This is a genomic window from Rhodovulum sp. DZ06 (genome assembly GCF_050586345.1).
GTDB lineage: Bacteria > Pseudomonadota > Alphaproteobacteria > Rhodobacterales > Rhodobacteraceae > JBOCEF01.
Genome location: NZ_JBOCEF010000002.1, coordinates 160,946 through 187,061, shown reverse-complemented (window position 1 = coordinate 187,061; position 26,116 = coordinate 160,946). Strand labels below are relative to the sequence as shown.

24 protein-coding genes and 1 tRNA gene are annotated in these 26,116 nt (G+C 71.7%); 13 read left to right on the top strand and 12 right to left on the bottom strand.

Going from position 1 to position 26,116, the window contains the following annotated elements:
- Nucleotides 1–74: 74 nt before the first annotated feature.
- Nucleotides 75–1,040, bottom strand: coding sequence for an NADPH:quinone oxidoreductase family protein (locus tag ACQ5SO_RS02005; RefSeq protein WP_430939891.1), 966 nt, complete (start codon nt 1,038–1,040; stop codon nt 75–77).
- Between the two features lie 119 nt (nt 1,041–1,159).
- Here ACQ5SO_RS02005 and ACQ5SO_RS02000 point away from each other — a divergent pair, with 119 nt between their 5' ends.
- The 3 genes from ACQ5SO_RS02000 (at nt 1,160) to ACQ5SO_RS01990 (ending at nt 3,639) form a co-directional block, all read left to right on the top strand.
- Entirely contained in the window at nt 1,160–2,281 is a 1,122-nt protein-coding gene (locus ACQ5SO_RS02000) for a DUF2332 domain-containing protein (RefSeq protein ID WP_430939890.1), read from the top strand.
- Between the two features lie 192 nt (nt 2,282–2,473).
- Complete coding sequence (locus ACQ5SO_RS01995; RefSeq protein ID WP_430939889.1) at nt 2,474–2,920, top strand: hypothetical protein; 447 nt, start codon at nt 2,474–2,476, stop codon at nt 2,918–2,920.
- A gap of 29 nt (nt 2,921–2,949) precedes the next feature.
- Nucleotides 2,950–3,639 (top strand): aspartate/glutamate racemase family protein, encoded by a 690-nt coding sequence (locus tag ACQ5SO_RS01990; RefSeq protein WP_430939888.1) that lies wholly within the window; start codon nt 2,950–2,952, stop codon nt 3,637–3,639.
- Between the two features lie 15 nt (nt 3,640–3,654).
- On the opposite strand, the gene ACQ5SO_RS01985 is transcribed toward ACQ5SO_RS01990, so the two are convergent.
- Nucleotides 3,655–4,371 (bottom strand): HAD family hydrolase, encoded by a 717-nt coding sequence (locus ACQ5SO_RS01985; RefSeq protein WP_430939887.1) that lies wholly within the window; start codon nt 4,369–4,371, stop codon nt 3,655–3,657.
- Nucleotides 4,372–4,594: 223 nt separating this feature from the next.
- Between ACQ5SO_RS01985 and ACQ5SO_RS01980 the strand changes: the two genes are divergently transcribed.
- Nucleotides 4,595–5,050, top strand: coding sequence for an acyl-CoA thioesterase (locus tag ACQ5SO_RS01980; protein ID WP_430939886.1), 456 nt, complete (start codon nt 4,595–4,597; stop codon nt 5,048–5,050).
- 194 nt (nt 5,051–5,244) lie between these two features.
- Here the strand turns inward: ACQ5SO_RS01980 and ttcA are convergent, their stop codons facing one another.
- The 4 genes from ttcA to rpmH form a co-directional block, all read right to left on the bottom strand.
- Nucleotides 5,245–6,144: a tRNA 2-thiocytidine(32) synthetase TtcA gene (gene ttcA, locus ACQ5SO_RS01975; RefSeq protein WP_430939885.1), complete on the bottom strand. Its 900-nt coding sequence runs from the start codon at nt 6,142–6,144 to the stop codon at nt 5,245–5,247.
- 72 nt (nt 6,145–6,216) lie between these two features.
- Entirely contained in the window at nt 6,217–6,651 is a 435-nt protein-coding gene (gene yidD / locus ACQ5SO_RS01970; protein WP_430939884.1) for a membrane protein insertion efficiency factor YidD, read from the bottom strand.
- Nucleotides 6,648–7,166, bottom strand: a complete 519-nt coding sequence (gene rnpA, locus ACQ5SO_RS01965) for a ribonuclease P protein component (protein WP_430939895.1) — start codon at nt 7,164–7,166, stop codon at nt 6,648–6,650. The genes yidD and rnpA overlap by 4 nt, the downstream gene beginning before the upstream one ends.
- A gap of 462 nt (nt 7,167–7,628) precedes the next feature.
- Nucleotides 7,629–7,763 (bottom strand): 50S ribosomal protein L34, encoded by a 135-nt coding sequence (gene rpmH, locus ACQ5SO_RS01960; RefSeq protein WP_430939883.1) that lies wholly within the window; start codon nt 7,761–7,763, stop codon nt 7,629–7,631.
- 499 nt (nt 7,764–8,262) lie between these two features.
- Between rpmH and ACQ5SO_RS01955 the strand changes: the two genes are divergently transcribed.
- The 4 genes from ACQ5SO_RS01955 to ACQ5SO_RS01940 all read left to right on the top strand — a co-directional run bounded on the left by ACQ5SO_RS01955 (nt 8,263) and on the right by ACQ5SO_RS01940 (nt 13,545).
- Nucleotides 8,263–9,096 carry a TVP38/TMEM64 family protein gene (locus ACQ5SO_RS01955; RefSeq protein ID WP_430939882.1) on the top strand — a complete coding sequence of 278 codons (834 nt, stop codon included), beginning with the start codon at nt 8,263–8,265 and terminating at the stop codon, nt 9,094–9,096.
- A gap of 13 nt (nt 9,097–9,109) precedes the next feature.
- Complete coding sequence (locus tag ACQ5SO_RS01950; RefSeq protein ID WP_430939881.1) at nt 9,110–10,606, top strand: dihydrolipoyl dehydrogenase family protein; 1,497 nt, start codon at nt 9,110–9,112, stop codon at nt 10,604–10,606.
- Between the two features lie 220 nt (nt 10,607–10,826).
- Nucleotides 10,827–12,296 carry a sensor histidine kinase gene (locus ACQ5SO_RS01945; RefSeq protein WP_430939880.1) on the top strand — a complete coding sequence of 490 codons (1,470 nt, stop codon included), beginning with the start codon at nt 10,827–10,829 and terminating at the stop codon, nt 12,294–12,296.
- 127 nt (nt 12,297–12,423) lie between these two features.
- The gene (locus tag ACQ5SO_RS01940; RefSeq protein WP_430939879.1) at nt 12,424–13,545 is read left to right on the top strand and encodes a P1 family peptidase; all 1,122 of its coding nucleotides are present in this window, start codon (nt 12,424–12,426) and stop codon (nt 13,543–13,545) included.
- Between the two features lie 7 nt (nt 13,546–13,552).
- Here ACQ5SO_RS01940 and ACQ5SO_RS01935 read toward each other — a convergent pair whose 3' ends face one another.
- A complete protein-coding gene (locus ACQ5SO_RS01935) occupies nt 13,553–14,242 on the bottom strand; it encodes a class I SAM-dependent methyltransferase (RefSeq protein ID WP_430939878.1) in 690 nt (229 codons plus the stop codon).
- 323 nt (nt 14,243–14,565) lie between these two features.
- Here ACQ5SO_RS01935 and ACQ5SO_RS01930 point away from each other — a divergent pair.
- Nucleotides 14,566–14,642 (top strand) — tRNA-Arg (locus ACQ5SO_RS01930).
- 99 nt (nt 14,643–14,741) lie between these two features.
- Here ACQ5SO_RS01930 and ACQ5SO_RS01925 read toward each other — a convergent pair.
- Together ACQ5SO_RS01925 and ACQ5SO_RS01920 are read right to left on the bottom strand one after the other, a co-directional pair.
- The gene (locus ACQ5SO_RS01925) at nt 14,742–15,008 is read right to left on the bottom strand and encodes a helix-turn-helix domain-containing protein (RefSeq protein WP_430939877.1); all 267 of its coding nucleotides are present in this window, start codon (nt 15,006–15,008) and stop codon (nt 14,742–14,744) included.
- A gap of 243 nt (nt 15,009–15,251) precedes the next feature.
- On the bottom strand, nt 15,252–16,382 hold the full coding sequence (locus ACQ5SO_RS01920; RefSeq protein ID WP_430939876.1) for an AAA family ATPase: 1,131 nt from the start codon (nt 16,380–16,382) through the stop codon (nt 15,252–15,254).
- A 302-nt stretch (nt 16,383–16,684) separates the two neighbouring features.
- Here ACQ5SO_RS01920 and ACQ5SO_RS01915 point away from each other — a divergent pair, with 302 nt between their 5' ends.
- Complete coding sequence (locus ACQ5SO_RS01915) at nt 16,685–17,986, top strand: hypothetical protein (protein WP_430939875.1); 1,302 nt, start codon at nt 16,685–16,687, stop codon at nt 17,984–17,986.
- A 1-nt stretch (nt 17,987) separates the two neighbouring features.
- Here ACQ5SO_RS01915 and ACQ5SO_RS01910 read toward each other — a convergent pair whose 3' ends face one another.
- Entirely contained in the window at nt 17,988–19,172 is a 1,185-nt protein-coding gene (locus ACQ5SO_RS01910) for a tyrosine-type recombinase/integrase (protein WP_430939874.1), read from the bottom strand.
- A gap of 415 nt (nt 19,173–19,587) precedes the next feature.
- On the opposite strand from ACQ5SO_RS01910, the gene ACQ5SO_RS01905 reads away from it, so the two are divergent.
- Nucleotides 19,588–20,514, top strand: a complete 927-nt coding sequence (locus tag ACQ5SO_RS01905; protein WP_430939873.1) for a LysR family transcriptional regulator — start codon at nt 19,588–19,590, stop codon at nt 20,512–20,514.
- Between the two features lie 131 nt (nt 20,515–20,645).
- On the top strand, nt 20,646–22,544 hold the full coding sequence (locus ACQ5SO_RS01900) for a bifunctional sugar phosphate isomerase/epimerase/4-hydroxyphenylpyruvate dioxygenase family protein (RefSeq protein ID WP_430939872.1): 1,899 nt from the start codon (nt 20,646–20,648) through the stop codon (nt 22,542–22,544).
- A 17-nt stretch (nt 22,545–22,561) separates the two neighbouring features.
- On the opposite strand, the gene ACQ5SO_RS01895 is transcribed toward ACQ5SO_RS01900, so the two are convergent.
- Nucleotides 22,562–23,539 (bottom strand): glucokinase, encoded by a 978-nt coding sequence (locus ACQ5SO_RS01895; RefSeq protein WP_430939871.1) that lies wholly within the window; start codon nt 23,537–23,539, stop codon nt 22,562–22,564.
- A 161-nt stretch (nt 23,540–23,700) separates the two neighbouring features.
- Between ACQ5SO_RS01895 and ACQ5SO_RS01890 the strand changes: the two genes are divergently transcribed.
- The gene (locus ACQ5SO_RS01890) at nt 23,701–24,909 is read left to right on the top strand and encodes an NAD(P)/FAD-dependent oxidoreductase (RefSeq protein ID WP_430939870.1); all 1,209 of its coding nucleotides are present in this window, start codon (nt 23,701–23,703) and stop codon (nt 24,907–24,909) included.
- A 21-nt stretch (nt 24,910–24,930) separates the two neighbouring features.
- Here the strand turns inward: ACQ5SO_RS01890 and ACQ5SO_RS01885 are convergent, their stop codons facing one another.
- Nucleotides 24,931–25,956, bottom strand: coding sequence for a zinc-binding metallopeptidase family protein (locus ACQ5SO_RS01885; protein WP_430939869.1), 1,026 nt, complete (start codon nt 25,954–25,956; stop codon nt 24,931–24,933).
- Nucleotides 25,957–26,116: the final 160 nt, after the last annotated feature.

Here is a 26,116-nt window from a genome sequence, read left to right as displayed (position 1 = left end):
CCGCCCCCGCGCGCGCAAGCGAAAAGGGGCGGACCCGCAGGCCCGCCCCCTTCACCAGCGATCCGCAAGGCCCGTCAGGCCAGGCAGTCCACCACCACCTTGCCGGTGGCCTTGCGCTTGGCCAGCGCCTCGATGGCCTCGTTCGACTGCTCGAGCCCGAACACGTTGGTCACGTGCGGCTTGATCTTCCCCTCGGCCCACCAGCCGAACAGCTGCGCGATCGAGCCGGTGATCACCTCCGGCTTGAACTTGCGATACGCGCCCCAGTAGAGGCCCACGACGTCGAGGTTCTTGACCAGCAGCAGGTTCGCCGGGATCTGCGGGATCTCGCCCGAGGCGAAGCCGATGGGGATCAGCCGCGCTTCCGGGCGGCAGGCCGACATCGCCGCCTTGAACTGCTCGCCCCCGACCGGGTCATAGACCACATCCACGCCGCCCAGCGCCTTGCACTCGGCCTTGATGTCCTGCGCCGCGCTGTCGATCACGTGATCCGCGCCCATCTCCTTGCAGACCTCAAGCCGGTCCGCGCCGCGGGCGCAGGCGATCACCTCGGCGCCCATCAGCTTGCCGATCTCCACCGCCGTGAGGCCCACGCCGCCCGCGGCGCCCAGCACCAGCAGACGCTCGCCGGGCTTCAGCCGCGCGCGGTAGTCCAGCGCGACATGGGACGTCCCGTAGGCGATCAGGAAGGCCGCGGCGACCTTCGGGTCCATCCCGTCCGGCACCGGCACGCAGGCGGCGGCGGGCGCCAGCGCCGCCTCGGCCATGCCGCCATTGCCGATCAGCGCGGCGACCCGCTGGCCGACCTTCGGCGCCTCGACGCCCGGGCCGACCGCCTCGACCACGCCGCAGACCTCGGCGCCAGGGCTGAAGGGCAGGTCCGGCTTCTCCTGGTACTTGCCGTGGATCACCAGCGTGTCGGCGAAATTCACCCCGCAGGCCTCCAGCTTCAGGCGCACCTCGCCCGGGCCGGGCTCCGGCGCGGCGACGTCTTCAAGCTTCAGGCTCTCTCCCAGAGCGTTCAGGCGCATGGCGCGCATGGGCTCTCTCCCTTGTCTCTTGCATCCCTGCGCGCGGCCAGCGGCCTCTCCCCCTTCGCCGCGCGGTCGGGCGCATGTAAACATGTCCCCGACAGGATTGAAACGGGTGAATTTTCGACATGCGAAACGCAGGACCGCAGGAGCCGATCTCCACCGCCCCCCGCGCGGGCGAAGAGACGGGCGAGGCCGCCATCCGCGCCGCCTTCGCCCGGCAGGGCAAGGCCTCGGCCGAGCTCGGCTCGCCCTTCATGGCGGCGCTGATGTTCGGCCTGGCCGGCGCCGTCCGCCCCGGCGACCCGGTCTCGGACGCGCTGCTGGCCTGGCCCGGCCGCCCCTTCGCCGACGCCCTGCCGCTGCGCATCGCGGGCGGGCTGCACGCGCTGGCGCGGGCGGGCACGCGCCCCGCCCTCTCCGCCGCCTGGTCCGCGCCGCCGCCCTTCTCGCCCGAGACCCTGGCCGGCGCCGCGATGCAGGCCTTCGCCGAAGACCCGGACGCGCTGCTCCCCTGGCTCGCCTCGCCGCCGCAGACCAACGAGCCGGGGCGCTCGGCCATCCTGCTCGGCGGCGCGCTGGTCGCCGCCGCCCGCCACAAGATGCCGTTCGAGCTGCTGGAGATCGGCGCCTCGGCCGGGCTGAACCTGCTCTTCGACCGCTACGCCTATGACCTGGGCCCGGAAAACGGGGGCGAGCGGAGCTGGGGCCCCGCGGACGCGCCCCGCTTCGCCTGCACCTGGAGCGGCGCGGCCCCGGACCTCTCCGCCCCCCTCTCCATCACCAGCCGCGCGGCCTGCGACCTCAACCCGGTCGACGCCTCGGACCCCGCCGCCCGGGCGCGGATGCTGGCCTATGTCTGGCCCGACCAGCACGCCCGCCGCGCGCGGGTCGAGGCCGCCCTCGCCCTCGCCGCCGCCGCGCCGCCGCCCGAGGCCGCCGACGCCGCCGACTGGATCGCCGCGCGCCTCGCCGCCCCGCAGGCGACGGGAACCGCCCGGCTCGCGGTCCACACCATCATGCGCCAATACGTGCCCGAGGCGACCCGCGCCGCCATCGACGCCGCCTTCGCCGGGGCGGGCGCGCGGGCGACGGCCGCGGCGCCGCTGCTGCGCCTGTCGCTCGAGCCCGACGGGCGGGCGCCGGGCGCCTCGATCCGGCTGCAGACCTGGCCCGGGGGGAGGACCGAGTTCCTGGGCCGCGGCTGCTACCATGGCCGCTGGGCGGACTGGGCGCCGCGCGCCGCTTGACGCAAGGGCATGAATTGCCCGCGTAATTCCACGTGCGGAGGGGCGTCGAAACGCCGACGCGGCGCCCCTTTCGCCAGTCCCCGGCGGGGCGGCCCCCGTTCGCCCGCGAAACGCCCAACAACTGAATTGTGGATTAACCAACGACTCGCTAGCCTGCCGCGGACGTTCGCGTACACCCAGGGAGTTTCCACCATGACCAAGCGCATCTTCACCGTCGCGTTCTGCGCCCTCGCCATGACCGCCGCCGCCGCCAACGCCCAGGAGGAGGGCGAAGCGGTCGAGGCCGTCGCCGCCGCCCCCGCCGCCGAGGCCGTGATGGCCGCCACCGAATCCGCGGCCGAGATCCTCGGCAAGCCCAAGCTGCTGCCCGCCGTCGCCAAGCTGCCGGACGGCGCGTGCAATGACGGCCTCTACCAGGACGCCGCCATGTTCCTGGTGCTGCCCGCCGAGGCGCCGCAGGTCGGCGACGTGATCGCGCTCTCGGACTACACCGACCCGCGCACGGGCGAGTCCGTGGCCGAGGCCAAGGGCTTCTCCATCGTGAAGCGCAAGTCGGACTTCACCGCGTCCGAGGGCCAGGCCAAGCGCTCGTCCTACACCTACTACCTGGCGTACAACGCCGCGCGCGACTGCGACTGAGCACGCCGCGCGCCGCCCGGGAGGGCCCCATGAAGACCATCGGCATCTTGGGCGGCATGAGCTGCGAGAGCACCGCGCTGTACTATGCGCGGCTGAACGCCGGGGCGCGCGCGCGCCTCGGCGGTCTGCATTCCGCCGATTGCCTGATCCGCAGCGTCGATTTCGGCGTGATCGAGGCGATGCAGGCCCGCGGCGACTGGGACGGCGCGGGCGCCGCGCTGGCCGGGGCCGCCAAGGGGCTCGAGGCCGGGGGCGCGGATCTGCTGATCCTGGCGACCAACACCATGCACAAGGTGGCCCCGGCCATCGAGGCCGCCGTCTCCATCCCCTTCCTGCACATCGCCGACGCCACCGCGGCGGCGCTGAAGGCGGCGGGCAAGTCCCGCCCCGGCCTGATGGCCACCGCCTACACCATGGAGCAGGATTTCTACACGGGCCGCCTGCGCGCGGCGGGCCTGGCGCCGGTGATCCCCGGGGATGCGGACCGGGCGGAAACGCACCGGATCATCTATGATGAGCTCTGCCTGGGCGAGACCCGCCCCGAAAGCCGCGCTTCCTATGAAGGCATCGCGGGACGGCTGGGCGAAGCGGGGGCGGATTCGCTGATCCTCGGCTGCACCGAGGTCGGGATGCTGCTGGACGGCGGCAACAGCCCCCTGCCCGTCTTCGACACCACCCTCATCCATTGCGACGCGGCGCTGGAGGCGGCCTTCGCCTGAGCCGCCGAACGGGCCTCAGCCCGCCGCGCGTTCGGCCAGCAGCCCCGGCAGCGCCTCGATCGACGGGACCACGATGTCGGCGAGCTCCGAGAGCTCCGCCTCGTCCGCCGGGCCGGTCAGCACCCCGACCACCAGCCCCGCCCGCGCCGCGCGCCCGGCCCCGAGGTCATGCAGGCTGTCGCCGATCATCGCCACCTGCGACGGCTCGATCCCCGAGGCGTCGCAGAACGCGTGCACCATGCCCGGTCCGGGCTTCAGCCCCCAGCCGCTGTCATAGCCGGCGATGAAGGAGAACGCGTCGAGCGCCCCCACCGCGCCGAGATGCGCGCGCGCCGCGTCCTCCGAATCGTGGGTGGCGACGCCCAGCGCCCGCCCGGCCTCGCGCCCCAGCCCCGCCAGCAGGCCCGGCAGGTCGGCGGCGGCGGGGGTCAGCTCGGGCCCCTCCGCCTCGGCCGCCAGGGCGTTGATCTGGCGCTCCAGCTCCGCGCGCGTGCGGCCCGGCAGGAAGGGCGCCCAGATCGCCGCGACCTCGGAGGCGGCGCCCGCCACCAGCGCGGATCCGGCGACGAAGCTGCGCCGGTCGGGGTCGTACCCCGCCGCCAGCGCCATCTCGCGCGCCTTCTGCGGGTCATTCGGCGCAAGCCGCGCCAGCGCGGTCTCGGCCACGCCCCGCCAGGTGGCGTTGAAGTCGAACAGCGTGCCGTCCTTGTCGAACAGGATCCCGCGGATCATCTCTCGGCGCCTCTTCCCAATGCGGCGCCTCTGGACGTGCGCCGTTCTCCGACGGGATTTAGCCCGCAAGCGGCGCGGAGGGAAGGCCGCCGCGCACGCGGGGCCCGCGCCCTCTGGCGCCGCGCGCCGCAATTTCCTAGGCTGACCGCATGCCGGAACGCCGTTTCGGATATCGACCCGCCGCATGCGCATCCGCGCCCGCCCTTGCCTGAGAGTTCCGCCCATGCCCCTGCCGCGCCCGACGCGTGACGCCTATCGCCGCCTGCACCCGATGACGACCCGCATCGCCGACAACGACATGTACGGTCACATGAACAACGTGACCTATTACGAATACTTCGACAGCGCGGTGAACTGGTGGCTGATCGAGAAGGTCGGCCTGTCGCTGCCGAATGGCGACGTCATCGGCATCGTCGCCGACACCCAGTGCAGCTTCATGGCCGAGGTGAAATGGCCCGTGGATGTCGAGGTCGGGATGCGCATCGACCGCATCGGGCGCACCTCCTTGGTCTATGGCCTCGCCATGTTCTCGAAGGGCGAGGAACTGGCCCATGCCGCCTGCCGCTATGTCCATGTCTACGTGAAGAACCCCGAGCGGCGCCCGACGCCGCTGCCCGAAAAGCTCGTCGCCGAGGCCCGCGCCATCGCCGGGGCCGGGTGCGAGGACACGCTGGCCTGATTTTTCGGTGCGTTGTTGCGGCTGACGCCGCGCGGGGCGGCACAGGGGAGGGAGGCATGCATGCCTCCCTCCCCGTCGACGCAGTGCGTCGACCCCCTCCCTCCGCAAACGGGGGAAGCGCCCAAAACAAAGGGGGTTTTCAGGGGGTCACCCCCTCGAGCGGGGGACCGGGGGCGGCAGCCCCCGCAACGCCGTCAGCCGAGCAGGTCGGGAACCTCGTCCGCCTTCTCCCCCTTCTCCTTCAGCATCAGCCCGGCGAAATCGAACAGCGAATCGTCGAGGAGGTGCGAGGGGCGGGCGTTCATGAGCGAGCGGAACATCACCTGGCGGCGGCCGGGGCGGTTCTTCTCCCACTCATCCAGCAGGGCCTTGACCTGCATGCGCTGCAGCCCGTCCTGGGACCCGCAGAGGTCGCAGGGGATGATGGGATAGTTCATCGCGCGGGCGAATTTCCCGCAATCGGCCTCGGAGACGAAGGCGAGGGGGCGGGCGACGAAGACGTCGCCTTCCTCGTTCAGCAGGCGCGGCGGCATGGTGGCGAGGCGCCCGCCATGGAAGAGGTTCATGAAGAACGTCTCGAGCATGTCGTCCCGGTGATGGCCGAGCACCACGGTCGAACAGCCCTCCTCGCGCGCGATCCGATACAGGTGCCCCCGGCGCAGGCGCGAGCAGAGCGAGCAATAGGTGCGCCCCTCGGGGATCTTGTCGGTGACGACGGAATAGGTGTCCTGGTACTCGATCCGGTGCGGCACCTGCATGCGCTCGAGGAACTCGGGCAGCACGGTGGAGGGGAAGCCCGGCTGGCCCTGGTCGAGATTGCAGGCGAGAAGGTCGACCGGCAGGAGCCCGCGCCATTTCAGCTCGGTCAGCGCGGCGAGGAGCGTGTAGCTGTCCTTGCCGCCCGAGAGGCAGACCAGCCAGCGGTCGCCCGGGGTGGCCATGCCGTAACGCTCGATGGCGTCGCGGGTCTCGCGGATCACGCGCTTGCGCAGCTTGCGGAACTCCACGGAGTCCGGTGCGCCCTGCAGGATGCGGGGCAGGTCCGAGGCATCCTCGGCAGGCGCGGGGGCGTCGATATGCGAAGAACTGTCCATGGGAGCGCGAGGTAGCCGGGCGCGGGCGCGCGCGCAAGGGGCGCGTGCGGCTGGGGGGCGCCCGAGGGGGCTTCAGCGGCCCCGCGGCTTGCGCGGCGGCACCGGGTCATGGCCCATGCCGCCCCAGGGGTGGCAGCGCGAGATGCGGCTGAGGGTCAGCCACAGGCCCTTGACCGGACCGTGGACCTTCAGCGCCTCGAGCCCATAGGCCGAGCAGGACGGCTCGTACCGGCAGTTGCGGCCGATCAGGGGCGAAAGGGTGTAGCGGTAGACGTGGATCGGCAGCGACAGCAGCAGCACCAGCGCGGCGACGACCGGGTTCCGGTCGGACGGCGGCGTGGCGGACGACGGCGCGACGCGGGCGTCGTCATGGCCGTGGACATGGCCGTGGTCAGGGGCGTGGACATGGCCGTGATCAGGGGCGCCGCGATGGCCGCAGCCGCCCGCCTCGTGCGGGGCGCCCTCGCCCCCCTTCTCCGCGCCCGTGTTTGCGCGCGGCCCGGTCATGCCTTGCCCGTAGGCGCGGGTTTCGGCGCCGGTTTGCCCTTGCCCCGGCCATGGTTCTTGCGGCGCGGGGGGCCGCCGTCGCGGCCTTTCCCGGCGTGGAGCTTCTCGAGCGCCTCGACCACGTCCTGCACCAACTCCGGGAAGGGGCGCGCGGCGGTGGCCTCGTGGCGGCCGATCAGCACGTAGTCCCAGCCGATCCGCGCAAGGCCCGGCAGCGCCTCGGCCGCGGCGGCGCGCAGGCGGCGCTTGGCGCGGTTGCGGGCCACCGCGTTGCCGACCTTCTTGGAGCAGGTGTAGCCCACGCGCGCGCCCGTCCCCTTGTCGCCGGGGCGGCGCGGGCGGGCCTGGACCACGAGGCCCGGGGCCGACCAGCGCTTGGCCGCGGCGGCTGCGAGGAAGTCCGGGCGCTTGAGCAGAACCGAGATGTCGGCCTTCGCGGCGACGTGCACGGGGGGCTCGGGCGCGGGGGCGTTCGGTGCGGGGGCCTCGGGCGCGGGGGTTCCCGGTGCGGCCACGCCGCTTGCCGCCCCCGGCGCATCGGCCGGGCGCGGCGCCCCGGACGCGCCGGGGCGGTCGTCCTGCGCCCGGGCGCCGACATCCGGGGCGTCGGCGCGGGGCGCGTCGGAGGGGAGGTCGCCCATCCGCTCAGACCTTTCGGGACATGTCGGGCGCGCGGCCCGGCGCAGACCGGCCGGGGCGCGGGATCATCGGCATGGTCGGCATCATCGGCCCCTGCGCCATGCGCCCGGTCCTGCGGGCGCTTGCCTGCGGGGCCGGGAGGCGAGGACCGAAGACGACGGAACCGGCCGCCGAGGGCGACCGGTCATCCATCTTCGCAGCTCCGGCGTCATCCGCCGCCGGGGCGCGCCGCATCGCGGCCGCGCGCATGGACCTGGCGGAGCGGCGCGGCCCGTGGGGGCGCGCAGGGCTCCGCATCTCCTGCCGCCGGGACCCGTGGGGCGCGGCGGCGGAGCGCATCAGGCGCTCAGGCGCTTCCGGCCGCGGGCGCGGCGGGCGTTGATGATCTTGCGGCCGTTCTTGGTGGCCATGCGCGCGCGGAAACCATGGCGGCGGGTGCGGACCAGGTTCGACGGCTGGAAGGTGCGTTTCATCTCGGCTCTCCTCGGGCGTCTGTCCCGGCATCTGCCGGGGCTGTGCGGGCCGATCCTTCGGTCCCGTCCCCGCCGCTGCAATCCAGCGTCGGCTTCGGGCTCCGTCGATCCGGCCCGGCGCCCTTCAGGGGGCGCCGATCATTCGGAGGCGTCCGCTTATCGTGCAGCCGTGCGGATGTCAATTCGCCTCGGCCGCGCCGACGGGTCGGGCGCGCGTTCGGCGTCTTTTGCGTCGCCGCCGCCGCGGTTTCAAGGGATTCGGCGCGCGGGGCCGCGCCTTTTTCACGCCGCCCCGGCCGGGGCGGGCGCCGCACCCGGCCGCGCCCCCCGCCCCGCCGCTTGCAAGGGCGCCGCCGGGATTCGCGCCCCTCCCCCGTCCGGCGCCCCTCCTCCGCCCCCTTCACCCCGCATCAATGCGCCGTGAGGCGCCTTTCCCCGCCCCCGCCGCCCGCCGCATATCATTGGGACCGAGCAGCCGAGGCGCGAAGGAGCCCCGACGATGTCCCAGACCGATCCCCTCCGCGGCGCGGCGGCCCCCGCCTCCCCTTCCGCCGCGGCGCCCGAGACGCCCCCGGCGCCGCCGCTCCTCTCCGCCGCCGGGCTGCGCCGGATCGCGCCGCTGGCGGTGATCGCGCTCGGCGCCGTCGCGGGCGCGGTCCTGCTGGGCGACCACCTCTCCTTCGACGCGCTGCGCGACAACCGGGCGGCGCTGACGGAATGGCGCGACGCCAATCTCGCGCTCGCCGCCGCCACCTATTCCATCGCCTATATCCTGGTGGTCGCGTTCTCCTTGCCCGGAGCGCTGGCGATGACGCTGACCGGGGGGTTCCTGTTCGGGCTGTGGCTGGGGGCCGGGCTGATCCTCGTCTCGGCCACCATCGGGGCGACGCTGATCTTCCTCGCCGCGCGCACGGGGCTCGGGGACCGGCTGGCGGCGCGGCTCGACGCCTCGGGCGGCTCGGCGGCCAGGATCCGCAAGGGGCTGGCGCAGAACGAGGTCTCGGTGCTGCTGCTGATGCGCCTCGTGCCCGTGGTGCCGTTCTTCATCGCCAACCTCGCGCCCGCCTTCTTCGGGGTGCGGCTGCGCACCTATCTGTGGACCACCTTCTTCGGGATCATGCCGGGCACGGTGGTCTACACCTCGGTCGGCGCCGGGCTGGGCGAGGTGTTCGCCCGCGGCGAAGACCCGGACCTGGGCCTTCTGTTCGAGCCGCACGTGCTCGGCCCTCTGCTGGGCCTCTGCGCGCTGGCCGCGCTTCCGGCGGTGCTGCGCATGGTCCGGGGCCGGGCCGCCCTGCCCGAGGCCGGGCCCGCCCGCGCCGCGGACGAGTGAGGAGGGACGAGAGATGAGGGACGAGACCATGAGCGATTCCACCGCCCCCGACGCCGCCACGCCCCCTTCTGCGCCCGGGCCGAAGGTTCCGCGCGACCGGAACGGCGTGCTGACCCCCGACCTCTTCGTCATCGGCGCGGGCTCGGGCGGGCTGTCGGTCGCCGCCGGGGCCGCGCGCCTCGGCGCCTCGGTCCTGCTGGCCGAGGGCGGCGAGATGGGGGGCGACTGCCTCAACACCGGCTGCGTGCCCTCCAAGGCGCTGATCGCCGCCGCCGGGCGCGCCCACGCGATGAAGGGCGGGCTGGGCGTGTCCCCGGCCGAGGCCTGGATCGACTGGCGCGCGGTCCGCGCCCATGTCTCGGGCGTCATCGCCGCCATCGCCCCCCACGATTCGCAGGAACGGTTCGAGGGGCTGGGCGTCGAGGTGATCCGCGACTGGGCGACCTTCCGCGACAAGGGCACGCTGGAATGCGGCGGCCACGTGATCCGCCCGCGCCGGGTGGTGATCGCCACCGGCTCCGCCCCCGCGATCCCGCCGGTCGAGGGGCTGGCCGACACGCCCCACCTGACCAACGAGACGATCTTCGCCGAGGAGGGGATGCTGCCGCGCCTGCTGGTGATCGGCGGCGGGCCGATCGGCCTCGAGATGGCGCAGGCCCATGCCCGCCTTCATTGCGACGTCACCGTGGTCGAAGCCGGCCGTGCGCTGGGGCGCGAGGACCCGGAACTGGCCGCCATCGCCATCGCCCGGCTGCGGGCCGAGGGCGTGAAGATCCGCGAGGGCGCCGCCGTCGCCCGCGCGGGCGGAACGCCGGGCGACGTGTGGCTTGAGCTGGAAAGCGGCGAGCGGCTGACCGGCACGCATCTTCTGGTCGCCGCGGGGCGCCGCCCGGCGCTGGACCGGCTGGGGCTGGACAAGGCGGGGGTCGAGGCGACGCCGATGGGGGTCAAGGTCGATGCCGGGCTGCGCTCGGTCTCCAACCGCAAGGTCTACGCGGTCGGGGATGCGGCGGGCATGGCCCAGTTCACCCATGCCGCGGGCTGGCATGCCGGGCTGGTGGTCCGCTCGGCCCTGTTCCGCCTGCCGGTCAAGGCCGACGCCCCGATCCCGCGCGTCACCTACACCGCCCCCGAGATCGCCCAGGCGGGCCTGACCGAGGCCGAGGCGCGCGAGGCGCACGGGGACAAGGTCGAGGTGCTGCGCGCCGAGTTCTCGGGCAATGACCGCGCCATGGCGATGGGCGCGGCCGAGGGGATGCTGAAGGTCATGGTGGTCAAGGGCCGCCCCGTCGGCGCCTCCATGGTCGGACCGCAGGCGGGCGAGCTGATCCAGCTCTGGCAGCTCGCCATCTCGAAGCGCCTCAAGATCGGCGACATCGCCGGGATGATCGCGCCCTACCCGACGCTGTCCGAGATCTCCAAGCGCGCGGCGGGCAGCTATTACGAGGACCGCCTCTTCGCCAACCCCTGGGTCAAGCGGGCGGTGAAGCTGCTCGCCCGGCTCGGGTGACGGCGCCGGCGGGCCGCAGGTCCGCGCGGGCGGCCGAGCGGGGGCATGTCCCCCCGAGGCCGCCCGCCCCCGGCGCGCATCCCCCGCGCCCGCGCCCCCGCCCTTCCCCCGCGCGGCGCCGTCCCGCCTGCGGCCCCGGCGCCGCAGGCCGCTTGCGCGCGCGCAAGGCCCGCCATACTTTCCCGCGATGACCGCGAAAGCCTTGTAAAAGACGCCGCACATGCTGTTCCGCAGCCTTTCGGGGCGCCTCCTTCTTCTGACCGTGATCTTCGTCATGCTGGCGGAGGTGGCCATCTTCGTGCCCTCCGTCGCCCGGTTTCGCGAAGATTACCTGATGGAGCGGCTGCACCGCGCGCAGATCGCGTCCCTCGCGCTGCTCGCAACGCCCGACGACATGGTGTCCCCCGATCTCGAGCAGGAGCTGCTGAACACCGCGGGCGTCACCAACATCGTGCTGCGCCGGAACGCGATCCGCGAGCTGATCCTGACCTCGGCCATGCCGCCGCCGGTGGACCACACCGTCGACCTGCGCGGCGCCGCCGCCCCGACGCTGATCCGCGACGCGATGGCCCTCTGGGTCGCGCCCGCGGGGCAGACCCTGCGCGTGATCGGCGCGCCCAAAGGCGACGGGGGCGAGCTGATCGAGATCACCCTGCCCGCCGACCCGCTGCGCGCGGCCATGGTCGATTACGGGCTGCGGGTGCTGACGCTCTCGCTCATCATCTCCATCTTCACCGCCATCCTCATCGTCGCCGCCATGCGCCGCTTCGTCGTGCGCCCGGTGACCCGCGTCATCGACAACATGCGCGAATTCCAGCTCGCCCCCGAAGACGCGGGCCGGGTGATCCGCCCCGCCTCGGGCATCCGCGAGATCGCCGACGCCGAGAAGGCGCTGGCCGAGATGGAGACCGAGCTGCGCGCCGCCCTGCGCCAGCGCGCCCGCCTCGCCGCCCTCGGCGAAGCCGTGGCCAAGATCAGCCACGACCTGCGCAACGTGGTCACCACCGCGCAGCTCTTCGCCGACCGCCTCGCGATGTCCGGCGATCCGGCGGTGCGCCGGGTGGGGCCGAAGCTGATCCGCTCGCTCGACCGGGCCGAGGCGCTCTGCGCCGCGACGCTCGATTTCGGGCGGGCCGAGGAACCGGCGCCCGAGCTGCGGGTCGTCGCCCTGCGCGCGCTGGTCGAGGACGTGCGCGACGAGGTCTTCGCCGACCTGGTGGAGGCGGAGGAGCGGGGCGAGGCCGCGTCCTCGCTGCTCGGCTTCGTCAACGCGGCGCCCGAGGGGCTGACGGTGCAGGCCGACCCGGACCACCTGCACCGGATCCTGGCCAACCTGTCGCGCAACGCGCGCCAGGCGCTCGAGGCGTCGGGGCGCGGCGGGCGGGTGGAGATCATCGCCGCCGCCTGCAGCATGGACGGCAAGGCGGGGGTGGAGATCGACATCCTCGACGACGGCCCCGGCCTGCCCGCGGCGGCGCGCAAGGACCTGTTCGCCGCCTTCAAGGGCAGCGCGACCCGCGGGGGGGCCGGGCTCGGCCTCGCCATCGCGCAGGAGCTGGCGCGCGGGATGGGCGGCGCGCTCTCGCTCGTCGCCTCGGACAGCGAGGGCACGCGCTTCCGCCTGGTGCTGCCGACGGCCGAGCGGCGCGGCCCCGGCGCCGCGGGCGCGCCCGTCCAGGCGATGCGCTGAGCGCGCGTCCCCCCGCGCCCGATGGCCCGGCCCCGCGCCTGATCGCCCGGCCCCGCCCCCGATCACGCTTGAAGGCCCCCGCGTCCCCCGCCACTGTGCGGGGCGACTGAACGACGGAGCCTTCCCCATGCCCTTCTCCCCCCGCCCCGGGCCGCGCAACCTGATCGACGACGTGCCCGGCCTTGCCGTGGGCCAGGCCGAGGACGGGGCCCTGCGCACCGGCGTCACCGTGCTGCTGCCCGCCGCCCCCTGCCCCGCGGGCGCCGATGTGCGCGGCGGCGGGCCGGGGGTGCGCGAGGTCCACGCCCTCGACGCCGAGAACCTCGTGGGGGCGGCCCATGCCGTGACCCTCTCGGGCGGCTCGGCGCTGGGGCTCGGCGGCGGCGACGCGGTGGCGGCGGCGCTCTCGGCCATGGGACGGGGCCTTGAGATGGGGCCGGACCACCCGGCGGTGCCGATCGTGCCGGGGGCGATTCTCTATGATCTCGGGCCGCATTCCGCCGCCGCCTATGCCAAGGACGGCCCGCCCCACCCGGCGCTGGCCCGCGCGGCGCTGGAAGCGGCGCTCGCCGTCGAGGCGCGGGGACCGGGGGCCGGCGGCTTCGCGCTCGGCTCCCACGGCGCGGGCTGCGGGGCGAAGGCGGGGGCGGTGAAGGGCGGGATCGGCTCGGCCAGCCTCGAGATCGCGCCGGGCCTCTTCGTCGGCGCCATCGTGGCGGCGAACCCGGTCGGGTCCGTGCGCATGTCCCCGGACGGCCCGTTCTGGGCCTGGCCGTGGGAGATCGGCGGAGAGTTCGGCGGCCTGCGCCCCGGGCCTGACTGGGCCGGAGACCCCGCCCCCCTGCCCGCCGACATGAAGCTGCGCTTCGATGCGGCGACGCTGTTCGAGGACGCAGCGGCCCCCGAAGGCCCCGGCGTCGGCCCCGGCGTCGGGGGCAACACCGCCATCGGCGCGGTGGCGGTCAACGCCGACCTGACGGCGGCGGAATGCAAGCGGGTGGCGATGATGGCGCAGGACGGGCTCGCCCGCGCCATCCGGCCCGCGCACACGCCCTTCGACGGCGACACCATCTTCGCGCTGGCCCCGGGGGAGGGCGCCCACCGGGTGTCCATCGGAGAGGGCCGCATCCGCGCCGCCCGCCTCGCCGCCATCGGCTCGGCCGCCGCCGACTGCGTCGCCCGCGCCGTGGCCCGCGGCGTGTGGGAGGCCGAGTCTGCGCCGGGCGAGCCGCCCGCGATGCGCGTCTAGGGGCGCGTCACAGCCGCGTGGCGGCGAAGCAGATATGCCCCGAGAATCGCAGCTTGAGGTAATTGCGCCGCCGCGCGTCCCAGCCCTTGATCCGCCCCGCCGCCTCGACCGCGGTATAGACCAGCGGGAAGCGCCTGATCCGCCGCACCGTCAGCTGGCGCATCATCAGCGACAGCCCCTCCGGCCCCGGCCGCATGGCGTCGAGCCTGAACCCGTTGTCCTCGAGCACCCGGAACACGCCGTAGGGCGTGTAATTGAAGATCGAGAACGAGTGGTAGGGTTCGAGATTCGACAGCGAGCCGAGGAACACGCCCCCGGGCTTCAGCACCCTTGCGATGTCCTGCACCGCGGCATCCGGGTGGCGGACATGTTCGAACACCTGGCGCGAATAGACGAGGTCGAAGGCCCCGTCCTCCCACGGCAGGTTCACGCCGTCGAAGCTGCGGAACTCGGCGTCGTCGCGGGTGCGCGCGTCGACCTCGGGCGAGCTTTCGATGTCCACGCCGCTGTAGCGCAGCCCCGGCAGGCGGGCGCGCAGCACGTCGTAGCCCGACCCGCCGCCGCAGCCGAAATCGAGCGCCCGCAGCCCCGCGGGCGGGTCGGGGAAGCGTTCGTCCAGCATCACGTCGGCATCGGCCGGGCGCGCGTGATCCGTGGGGATGGAGGCCTCGATCAGGCTGTATTCGGGGCCGAGCATGGCGGGGTCTCCTGGCCGCTTGGGGACGCTTGCGGGCGTGGGGGATCTGGCGCGGGGCGCATCGCAGCACGGCCCGTGCGCGGGCGCAAGCGCGGGGGCGCCGCGCGGGCGAGCGGGAGCGCGGCGGCGCCGCAACCGGCGGGTCCGACAGAAAAAATCGAGCGAGGCGAAAAAACCTGCAAAACCCCCCTTGCGTCCCCCGGCGCTGCGCCGTAAACACCGCTCCACGCCACGAGGCGGGCCGCTGAAGCCCGCCGCCGAGGCCCTCGCCCACCGGGTCGCCGGAAGGGGAAAACGAGGGTCGAGGATCAAGTGGACGGCAGGCGCCGGTAGCTCAGCTGGATAGAGCACCAGACTACGAATCTGGGGGTCGGGGGTTCGAATCCTCCCCGGCGCGCCATTACCTTCAAGCACTTAGCGGAAGACCCGAAGAGACACCCAACGCTGTGGGTGCCCCATGGGTGCTCCCAAGCGCGGGATCGCGATGCGACCGCGTGGCTCAGGCGCTGCCGGTGTGAACCATGAGGTTCCCGGCGACGAACTCCTCCAGATCGATGCGACGGTAGAAGACCCTGCGTCCAAGTTTGACGAAGGGCGGCCCCATCTGGCCGCGCCGTCCGGTCCTCCAGGCGGCAAGGGTGGATTCGGCGACTCGCAGGAAAGCCGCGGCTTCTTTCGGGGTGAGGAGCGGGGACCCGGATGACGGGTCGAACGGAAACACCCCCACGGGCGATTCCCGTGAGGGCTCGTAAGTGTTTTCGATCATCTGTCCTGTGAGAAATCCCCACGGGGGGATGGGGGGGGAAAGCGCGGCGCGCGGGTGAAGGGATATGCCCGCGTGAATCGCCGCCATGATTTATGAAATGGCCCTGCCGGGCGTTGCGAGTTGCGTTGCCCCTTAGGAGAGACAACACGCAACACGACGCGGGAGGACCGGTTTCCCTGCCCCGGTTAGAGATCTACCGGGGCGACCTGACGGTCCGAAACGATGCTGCAGAAGCCTGAGGGATCAGTAGTCGTCGTGGTCCAGGTAGGCGTCCTCCAAGGCCCCATCGGGATCGTCGCGAAGCGCACGGGCCTTGCGGAAACACTCGAGAGCCTCGCCCTCCTTCAGGTGACCAAGGGACACGGCCTTCTTGAGCTTTTTGGAGACGGTGCCCTTGTGGCAGCCAATCGCGTCGGCCAGTTCGGTCTGGCTGACGTATTCCAACGACCGCACAGCCTTCGCCAGCTTCTGCAGGTCATCGTCGGAGGACTCATCATCCACGATGGCCCATCCGCTCTCGTCCGACAGCGTCCAGACCTTGGGGTTCAGCCGCTGATCCCCTTTCGCCCGGAACTTCTCGAACTCCAGGCGGAACGAGGCGCTGTGGACCGAGGAGAGCGTGGGCGGAAGCAGCTTGATGATCACCTCGAAGGTGACCGACAGGCTCTGACTGCCCCTGAACGCCTTGGCGTCCTTGCGGGCGTGGTGGATGAGGATCGTGGCGATCCCGGACTGCTTCATCTGCAGGAAGAACTCCTGAACGCCCTTGAAGGCCGTGGAGGCGTTCTCATCCTCCAGCCCGTCGGTGACCGTGGTGAAGTTGTCGACCACCATCACGTCGAACCCGCCCTCCTGGCATTTCTTGCGCAGGGCGTTGCGGTCCTCCGGTTCCGAGAGGTCGATGAAGCCCGCGCCGGGCTCCTGATCCTGTCGGGCGAGAATGACGAGATTGTCCATCCATTCGGTCTCGGGGGCTCCGGGGATCACCGCCCCGGTCCTGACGAGCATACGAACCCGGTCGCGGATGTCCTGCAGGTGCATCTCTCCGTCGACCAGAAGGACCTTTCGGGGCTCAGGACAGCTGAAGCCGCCGACGCTGCCGCCCGAGGCCATGGCGATCACGAGGGAGAGGGAGAACTGGGTCTTTCCCAGGCCGGTCGCACCCCAGACGAGGGCGGTCTCACCGGAGCGAAGGAACGGGTCGATGAGCATGGAGCGCTCGGGGAACTGCCGCCGGTCGAGGTCGGCCATGGTGGTGGTCTTGAGCGCGGCGACGCCGGGTCGGGGAGTGGGTCGGCGGGGAGAGATACGCGGGGTGGTCGCGAGTTGCGCACGGCGATTGCGCCGCGCCCGGGAGTTAGGTGCAGTTGTCATAGCCTGTCCTGTTGCGTGTTGTTTGGGCGAATACGCGACTTTTTTGGATCAGGCGGGGAGGGGCGAAAAAACAGGGGACGGGGACCTGCCCATCGAAAGCCGTCGGTGCGGATGATCACCGCAGCGACGTCGCTCCCTTGGTGGTGCCACCATCAAGTAGGCGCAACCTCGCTGGACCATTCGGGGTTCTGATGACAGCCAGACGCGGCGAAAACTTGCCCAAGTAAAGCCGCAGAGATACGGTCGCGCCCATCACAGCCTTTCAGAAGCTAAGCTTCTGCGCACCCAAGTAGAGTTGCCGCATGTCCAGATGGTCCGACGCTTACGAGAAGCACCCCATTCACGAAAATCTGCAGACGCTGAATAAGCTCGCGAGCGTCGAACACGAGGACCGCGACGTCGATCACGAAGCAGAGCTGCGCCGTTTCAGGAAGGTTCTTTCGACCGCCGAGGATGCCATTCGCGGCCAGGATTCTGACACATTTCCAGCGAAACTCTTCGATTCACTTCGGAATGGCTTAATTCAAAACCAAGTCTCAGCTCATCTCTCAAACTACCAGTCCAGCGGTAACGTACAGCAACTAAGACAAGCCAATGACGCAATCAGCTCTCAAATATCAACCATTCATCAGATTGGCGCAATCAAACGCCCAGTCGAAATTACCTCTGAAGCCAATGAAATTCGCGCACTCCACGAGCAGTATGCCAAGGAGACCCAAGAAGCTATCGACGACTTTTACGACCGCCTCGAAGCCGCCGAGAGCCAGCTAACCTCTCTCGTCGGAAACATCAAAACCTATGGCGAGTCGCTGAACACACTGCGTGAGGAATCCTCTGCGGTGATCTCCTCTCTGCAAAGCACTTTCAACGAAGCAGAGAATGATCGTCAAAGCGCGTTTTCCCAAGATCAAGACACAAGACGCAGCGAACACAGCAAACAACTGAGCGAACTTCGGTCGGACGCAGAGGAGGAAGCAAAATCAATTTCGGCGACCCACCGCCAGACGCTCGAGGAGAACCATCAAGACCACTTGGAACGAGTGAACACACTCTACGAGGAAGCGCTTGAAAAGCACCAATCGATCCTTGAACTGCACGGCCTGGTCGGCGCCGACGCCGTCGCCGGGGGATACAAGGCAGGGGCTGACGACGAGAAAAGTGCGGCTGAGTTTTGGCGCTATGTAGCGATGGGCGCTCTGTCCTGCGCCGCCATTTGGCTGATCATCAAGTTCTTCATGGGCGTTGGCGAGACCGCCTCTGGCGGTATCAACTGGGCCGAACTCATCACCGCCGCTTCGCTCACCCTCGTTCTGCTCACCGCCGCTGGCTACGCCTCGCAGCAAGCGAAGGCGCACCGCGACGCGCAGCAGCAAATGCACTGGTTCTTCCTGGAGGTCAAAGCCATCGACCCCTTCATCGCGTCTCTAGACGAAGCGCAACAGCGCGAACTCAAGAGGCAACTGAGCGAACGCCTCTTCGGCAAAGACCGCAGCTCTGTCGGCTCGGGGAACATCGGCCTCAGCCCGAAGGACCTCGAGGGCCTTGTGAAAGCCATAGCTACGCCAGTCACCGAAGCGGTGAAGGCCGCGACGAAGTCGTCCTAGGTCACCCAAACTCAATCCCTCGCCCCTCCGCAAACGCCCGGTTCACCGGGTCCTCGCTCCCCAGCTTCACGTACTTCATCGCCGTCTGGATGGAGGCATGGCCCGCCCAGGCCTGAAGCTGGGGCGCAGAGGCCCCGTTCCGTGCAAGCTCCGTCAGCAATGACCGGCGGAAGGCGTGGAGCCCCCGCCCCTCGACCTTCTCCAGCCCTGCCCGCTCTTCGATCCGCGCATGGACGTGTCGGATCTCGTTCCGCGGCGCTCGTCCGCTCGGCCCCGGGAACGCCCAGCGCGGCGAGACAAGCGGAGCCTCCCGTCGATACCGACGCAGCATGGCGGCCAGAGAGGAGCACAACACGTAGGTGTGGGGTTTGCGCTGCTTCATCTTCTCAGCCGGAACCGTCCAGCTGGGCGCATCCCCGTCGAGCCTGAACTCCGACCACTCCGCCAGACGGGCCTCCGCCGACCGGCACCCCGTTCCGATGATCACCTTCAGCATCGCCCGCAACGCAGGGTCCGGCTCGTCCTCAAGGGCCTTCAGGTATCGTGCGATCTCGTCGTTGGTGTAGAGCACGTCCCGCGTCTTCTCCGGGTACTTGTCGACCAGGGCGCAGGGGTTGGGACCGGCCATCTCCCCGGTCTTGATCGCGAAGGACAGCATGGAGCTGAGCACCGACAGGGCATGGTTCGCCCGTCTCGGGTGCTTGTGGGCGGCCCGAACCCAACGCTCCACGTCGGCCCGCGAGAGGTCGGAGAGCTTCACGTCCCCGAAGGCGGGGCGGATGCGGTTGTCGAAATCCCGCTGGTATTCCTCGATGGTCCGGGGCGCCCTGCCCTTCGCCCTCAGGTGGCCTTGCAGGAACTCGGGCCACAGTTCCGCGACCGTCAGTTCCGCCTTGCGCTTGGCCCGCTCCTTGGCGGGGCTTTCACCGGCACGAACGCGGGCGGCGATCTCCATGGCCAGTTGCCGGGCCTTGTCGACCGGAAGCTCCAAGGCGAGCCCCAGCTTCTCCACGCGGCGCTGGGCGCCCCGTCCTTTCCCCTCGCGGTAGATGTAGCGGTAGACCTTCGCCCCTGACGCCTCCAGGCGCAGCTGGAAACCGGGCAACTCGGTGTCGCTGTAGTCGATCCGCTTCCCCGTGGGCTTCAGGCCGTTGACGAAGCGGTTGGTAAGTTTCTGTCGGGGCAAGGCGCGTCCCTCCTGTCGATCCCTCGACCGCGAGCGGAGCCCTGTGGGTGTCCCATGGGTGCTCCCGTGCGGCGAAGCATGGCAAAGCGGATGCGCCAGATTTGGGAACACCCAGACAGGTAGTCAATAGATTCCAGAGCCTTACACATCACCCGCCGACCACCGGCAATCCCCGTCATACCCACCTGCGCAGACTACGAATCTGGGGGTCGGGGGTTCGAATCCTCCCCGGCGCGCCACTTCTCCCCGCAAGGGGACGCAGACAAGCCTCGCGCAAGCGGGGCTTTTCGCGTTTCGGGGCCCGGCGCAGCGCGCCGCCCCCACGCACCTCCCCCTCCCCCGCCGCGCGCCCCTTGCCGCCCCCCGCCCCTGCCGCCATCCTGCGCCCCGTCCCCGCCACTCACCGGAAGGGCCCATGAAGGAACTCACCCTGCGGCAGATCGAGGTGATCCGCGCAGTCATGCTCACCGGCACGGTGGGCGGCGCGGCGCAGATGCTCGGCGTCTCCGCCCCCGGCGTCTCGCGCCTGCTCAAGCACACCGAGGAATCGCTGCGCATCCGCCTGTTCGAACGCCGCGCCGGGCGCTTCGTCCCGGCGGTCGAGGCCGGGCCCGTCTTCGACCAGATCCGCGCGGTCCACCGCGGGGTCGAGAACCTCTCGCTCGCGCTCGAAAGCCTCGGCAAGGGCGAGGACGTGCGCCTCGCCTTCGCCTCGGCCGCCTCGGTCGCCCAGTTCATCGCCGCCCGCGCCCTGCGCCGGGTGCGCGGGCGCTACCCGGACCTCTTCATCGACCTCAACATCCTCAAGATCGAGGAGACGGCCGATTACCTGCTGCTGGAGCGGGGGGAGTTCGTGATCATGTCGACGCCGGTGGACCATGCCGGGGTGGAGAACGAGCGCATCGCCGAGGGGCGGCTGGTGGCCATCGTGCCCGACGGCCACCCCCTCGCCGCCCGCCGCTCCGTCTCGCTGCGGGACCTCGCGGCCGAGCCGATGATCGGCGTCGACCCCGAGGACCCGTTCGGCGCCATCCTCAAGGCCCCGTTCGACGCCGCGGGGCTGGAGCTGCGCCACGCCATGCGCGGGCGCTTCGCGCAGACGGTGGTCAGCCTCGTGCGCCACGGGCTCGGCGTCACGGTGATCGACGAATTCTCGGTGGCCGAGGTCTACATGCCCGGCCTGACCCGCATCGCGATCGAGGAGGAGACCAGGGTCTCCACCTGGGTGGCGCGCAAGAAGGGCCGCGTGCTCAGCAGCTTCGCCGAACATGCCGTGGCCAGCTTCCGGCGCGAGCTGTCGGACGCCACCGCCGCCCGGCCCTGGGAGCAGGGGCGGAATTAACATCATGTTATGCAGGCGGTCATAACGGTATTTGACGTTATGCGCCCGCGGCCCGATCCTGCGCCCCGGATCGCGACGGGCCGCCTCCCCCCGCCCGGACGCGCGCCCGCGCCCCCAGCGGAGGAAGCAGCATGACGACCCTCAGGACCTCCATCGCCACCGTCTCCGTCCCCGGCGACCTGCCGACCAAGCTCAAGGCCATCGCCGCGGCGGGGTTCGACGGGATCGAGATCTTCGAGCAGGACTTCATCGCCGACGCCGGATCGCCGCGCGACGTGGGCGCCATGGTCCGCGACCACGGGCTTGAGATCACCCTGTTCCAGCCCTTCCGCGACTTCGAATCCCTGCCCGAGCCGCGCCGCGCCAAGGCCTTCGACCGGGCCGAGCGCAAGTTCGACCTGATGCAGGAGCTGGGCGTGGACCTGGTGCTGGTCTGCTCCTCCTGCGACCCGGACAGCCTCGGCGGCATCGACCGCGCCGCCGCCGATTTCCACGAGCTGGGCGAGCGCGCCGCGAAGCGCGGCCTGCGCGTGGGCTACGAGGCGCTGTGCTGGGGCCGCCACGTCAACGACCACCGCGACGCGTGGGAGGTGGTGCGCCGCGCCGATCACGCCAATGTCGGCCTGATCCTCGACAGCTTCCACTCGCTGGCCCGCAGGATCGACAACCGGACCATCCGCGCGATCCCGGGCGACAAGATCTTCTTCGTGCAGCTCGCCGATGCGCCGCTGATCGAGATGGACCTGCTCTACTGGTCCCGCCATTTCCGCAACATGCCCGGCGAGGGGGATCTCGACGTCACCGGCTTCATGCAGGCCGTCGCCGCGGCGGGCTATACCGGGCCGCTGAGCCTCGAGATCTTCAACGACCAGTTCCGCTCCGGCAACGCGCGGATGGTGGCCGAGGACGGGTATCGCTCCCTCGTCCAACTCGCCGACGAGGTGCGCCTGGCCGAGCCGTCGGGCGCCGTCTCGCCCGCTCCCCTGCCCGCCCGGCAGCGGCCGAAGGGGGTGGAGTTCATCGAGTTCACCGCCCAGGGCGAGGACCGGGCGCGCACCACGGCGCTGCTGTCCTCGATGGGGTTCGCGCCCGCGGGCAAGCACGTGTCGAAGAACGTCGAGCTCTGGCGCCAGGGCGGCATCAACGTGGTGGTGAACGCCGAGACCTCGGGCTTCGCCAACGCCGCCTATGCCGCGCACGGCGCCTCGATCTGCGACGTGGGCCTGAAGGTGGGCGACGCGGGCGCGGCGGCGGAACGCGCGGCGCGGATGGGCGCGAAACCCTTCGCCCAGCCGGTGGGGCCCGGAGAGCTGGAGATCCCCGCCGTCCGCTCGGTCGGCGGCTCGGTGCTGCATTTCATCGACGAGGGCGCGGCCCTGTCGAAGGTCTGGGAGACGGAGTTCCCCGGCGCCGCGGCAACCGCGGGGGACGATGCGGGCCTCACCCGCATCGACCACCTTGCCGAGACGATGAACTACGGCGAGATGCTGTCCTGGACGCTTTTCTACGCCGCCCTGTTCGACATGCAGAAATCGCCGATGGTGGACGTGATCGACCCCGACGGGCTGGTCCGGTCCCAGGCGCTGGAGAGCCCGGACGGCGCCCTGCGCATCACCCTCAACGGCGCCGAGACGCACCGCACGCTGGCGGGCAAGTTCCTGGCCGACAGCTTCGGCGGCGTGGTCCAGCACGTGGCCTTCGCCACCGGCGACATCTTCGCTTCGGTCGAGGCGATGAAGGCCCGCGGGTTCCAGCCGCTGCCGATGCCCAGGAACTACTATGACGACCTCGCCGCCCGGCACGACATCGAGCCTGCGCTGCTGGAGCGGATGCGGGCGCTCGACATCCTCTATGACCGGGATGCAGGGGGCGAATTCTTCCAGTGCTACTCAAGGCCCTGGGGCGACGGGATGTTCTTCGAGGTGCTCGAGCGGCGCGGCGATTACACCGGCTACGGCGCCCCCAACGCGCCCTTCCGCATCGCCGCCCAGAAGCGGCTGATGCGCCACGGGGCGGTGCCGAAGGGCTGAGGGGGCGGCGGCGGCCCTCAGCCCGCCGCCAGCGCCGCTTCCGCCGCCGCGGCGCAGCCGGTCAGCGCCGCCATGTCGTCGAGCACCATGCGCACGGGGATCGTCGCCACCAGCGCCGCGAAGCGCGGGTCCGGGTGGTCGTGCATCTGCGCCGCGAACCGCGCCGCCGCGCCGTCCCGCAGCAGCATCCCGCGCGCCACGGAACCGGCCAGGAACAGCCCGTCCCCGGGCATGAACTGCAGGGCGAGGTCCCGGCACAGCGCCCCGGCCATCGACGCGAACAGGTCCGCCGTGGCCGCCGCCGACGCATCCCCCGCCGCCAGCGCCGCGGCCAGCGCCGCGCCCTCGCGCCCCTCGCGGCCATGCAGCGCCGCGTCGAGCCGGGCGACGCCGCGCCCGCAGAACCAGTCCTCGACCGTCCCGGGCGACGCGCCTTCGGGCAGCAGCGCCGCGACGGCGGAGGGCAGGCTCGCGTGGCCGAACTCCGCCGCCATGGTCCGGCGCCGCCCGTCCTCGCCGCGCAGCACGGCGCAGATATTGGTCCCAGTGCCGAAGCCCACGGCCAGCGCCTGGCCGTTCCCGCCCGCGTCGGCCCCGGCCTCCCCGGCGCCCCCCGCGCCCGCCACGTAATCGGCCGCCTGTCCCTCGGACAGCCGGTGCAGCCCGTGGCCCAGCGCCCCGAGGTCGTTGAGCACGATCCCCAGCCCCGCCCCGCAGGCGGCGGCCAGCGCGCCTGCCTCGACCTCGGGCCAGGCGGCATGGTTGGTCAGCCGCGCCCGCCCGTCGCGCACCGGCCCCGCGAAGGCCGCGCAGACGGCGTCAGGCCGCGGCCCCGCGGCGCGGGCGAGGAAGGCGGCGGCCGAGGCCTCGAAGCTCTCGAACCCGGCGTTCAGATGCCCCTGCGGCCCGGCCAGCATCCGCCCGCCCTGCATCAGGGCGAAGCGCGCATTGGTGCCGCCCACATCGGCGACGAGAATGACGGGATCAGCGGTCATGGCGGCGGTCCTGCGCAAACGTCGTGAGCGCCGAACACTGCCCGCCCGCGCAGGCCCGGTCCAGCCCCCGCGCGCCCCCCGCGCGCCCCCCCCGCCCTTGCCGCGCGCGCCCATCCGTGGGATGCAGCGCCCATCCGCACATGAACCTCGGGGGGCCCGCCATGGCCGAGCATCACCACGCCGTCATCATCGGCGCCGGCGCCGCCGGCCTCTACTGCGCCCGCTTCGCCGCGGCCCGCGGCGGCTCGGTGCTGCTGGTCGACCATTCGGACGAACCGGGCGAGAAGATCCGCATCTCGGGCGGCGGGCGCTGCAACTTCACCAACACCGATTGCGGCCCCCACGCCTTCCTCTCGCAGAACCCGCATTTCTGCAAATCCGCCCTCAAGCGCCACACCCAGTGGGATTTCATCGACCGGGTGCAGGAAGCCCGCATCGACTTCCACGAGAAGACGCTGGGCCAGCTGTTCTGCGACGGCTCCTCGCGGCAGATCGTCGACATGCTCTGCGACGACGCCGCCCGCGCGGGGGTGGAGCTGGAGCTTGAGACCGAGGTCCATGACGTGGAGCGGACCGAGAGCGGGTTCCTGATGACCATCGCCGGGCCGACCGGATCGCGCCCCGTGACCGCCGACACCCTGGTGATCGCGACGGGCGGCAAGTCGATCCCCAAGATGGGCGCCACCGGCTACGCCTTCCAGGCGGCCGAGCATTTCGGGCTGGGGGTGACCGAGATCCGCCCCGCCCTCGTGCCCCTCACCTTCGGGGACGAGACGCTGGAGCGGCTGGCCGCGCTGTCCGGCGTCTCGGTCTTCGGCGCCGCCATGGCCGGGGGCGCACGGTTCGAGGAGGCGCTGCTGTTCACCCATCGCGGCCTCTCGGGCCCCGCGATCCTGCAGATCAGCTCCTACTGGCGCGAGGGCGAGGAGATCGGCATCTCGCTGATGCCCGGCGGCTGTTTCGAGGCGCTCAAGGCCATGCGGTCCGAGCGCGGCGGGCGCTTCGTGTCGACCGCTCTGTCCGAGCTGATCCCCCGGCGCCTCGCGCTGCAGATCTGCGCCGTGGCGGGGGTGGACGGCAACCTCGCCGACATGTCCGACGCCGCGCTGCGCGACTTCGCCGGGGTGGTGGAGAACTGGCGGCTGAAGCCGACCGGCTCCGAGGGCTGGCGCACGGCCGAGGTGACGCTGGGGGGCGTGGACACCGCCGGGCTGTCCTCCAAGACCATGGAGGCGCGGGACGTGCCGGGCCTGTTCTTCATCGGCGAGGCGGTGGACGTGACCGGCTGGCTCGGCGGCTACAACTTCCAGTGGGCCTGGTCCTCGGGCTGGGCCGCGGGGACCGAGATCGCGTCGCGCGTCGGCGGCTGACCCGGCGGGGCCGGGGGCGTTTCAGCCGGCCCCCGGCCCGGCGCGCAGCCAGGAATGCGCGAAGACCAGCTTCTCCCGCGCCGTCTCGGACAGCACGAACGGGTAGAGATCCCCGATCCCCATCGCCCGGTTGATGGCGTTGAGCGAGATGCACAGCTCTCCCGCCGCCTGGATCACCTCGGCCCCGTCCTCGGCGGCGTAGGGGTCGTAATCGGGGTGCGGCAGGCAGGGCGCGGACAGCCCCTCGCCCACGAAGCCCCCGAGAATGGCCCAGAGGTGCAGGACATGGGCGAAGCTCTCGGCCCAGTCCTCGTGCGGGTGGGCCGAGGCATAGGCGCTGACATGGCGCGCGGCCCAGTCCGGCGGCGCCCCGTTCGCGTGATGGGCGGCCAGCGCCTCGCCGTAATCGGCGCGCTCATCCCCGAACAGGGCGCGGAAGGCGTCCGAAAAGCCCGGCTCGGCGGCGAGGCGCTCGAACAGGAAATGCCCGATCTCGTGCCGGAAATGCCCGGCGACGGTGCGGTAGGGCTCGTCGAAGGCTTCGCGCCGGGCGACGCGCTCGGCCGGGTCGGCCTCGGTCACGTTGATGGTGATGGCGCCCGAGAGGTGGCCCATCATCACCCGCGTCTCGCCCGAGGCGGTGTCTTCCGAGAGCATGTGGAATTCGGGCCGCGGCCCCGGGTCGGCGAGGGTGAACCAGCCCCAGCGGCCGAGCCCGCGCAGCACCCGGCGCTTGGCGGCCTCGGTGCGGACCCAGAGGGCGCGGTTCTCGCCGACCGAGAGGTCCGGGAAGACGACGGTCATGGCGCAGGACCGGCAGAGGGCGCCCGGCGCGTCGGCGGCCCAGTTGCAGGACGCGGCCTCGCGGTTGGCGCAGGGGGCGGCGGGCGCGGCCCCTTCGGCGGGCCCGTCCGCGGCCCCGTCCCCGTCGCCCAGGAGGGCGAAGACGTCGGCATCCGGCAGGTAGGCGACCGCGGCCCCGCAGGGGCAGTCGAGATTGTCGAAAAAGACGCGGGCCCCGCAGGCGGGACAGGTGAGAGGGCGCATGTCGGCTCCGGTCCGGGGGGCGGCGCGCCCGGGACCGGGGGCCTGCGGAACATCCTAGGGCGCCGGGGCGGCGTGTCGACCGGCGCGGCGCGTCCTGAACAAATGATTGACGCAGCGTTCATGCTGGCGGACGATTTCTGCGTCACCCAGAAATTGACAA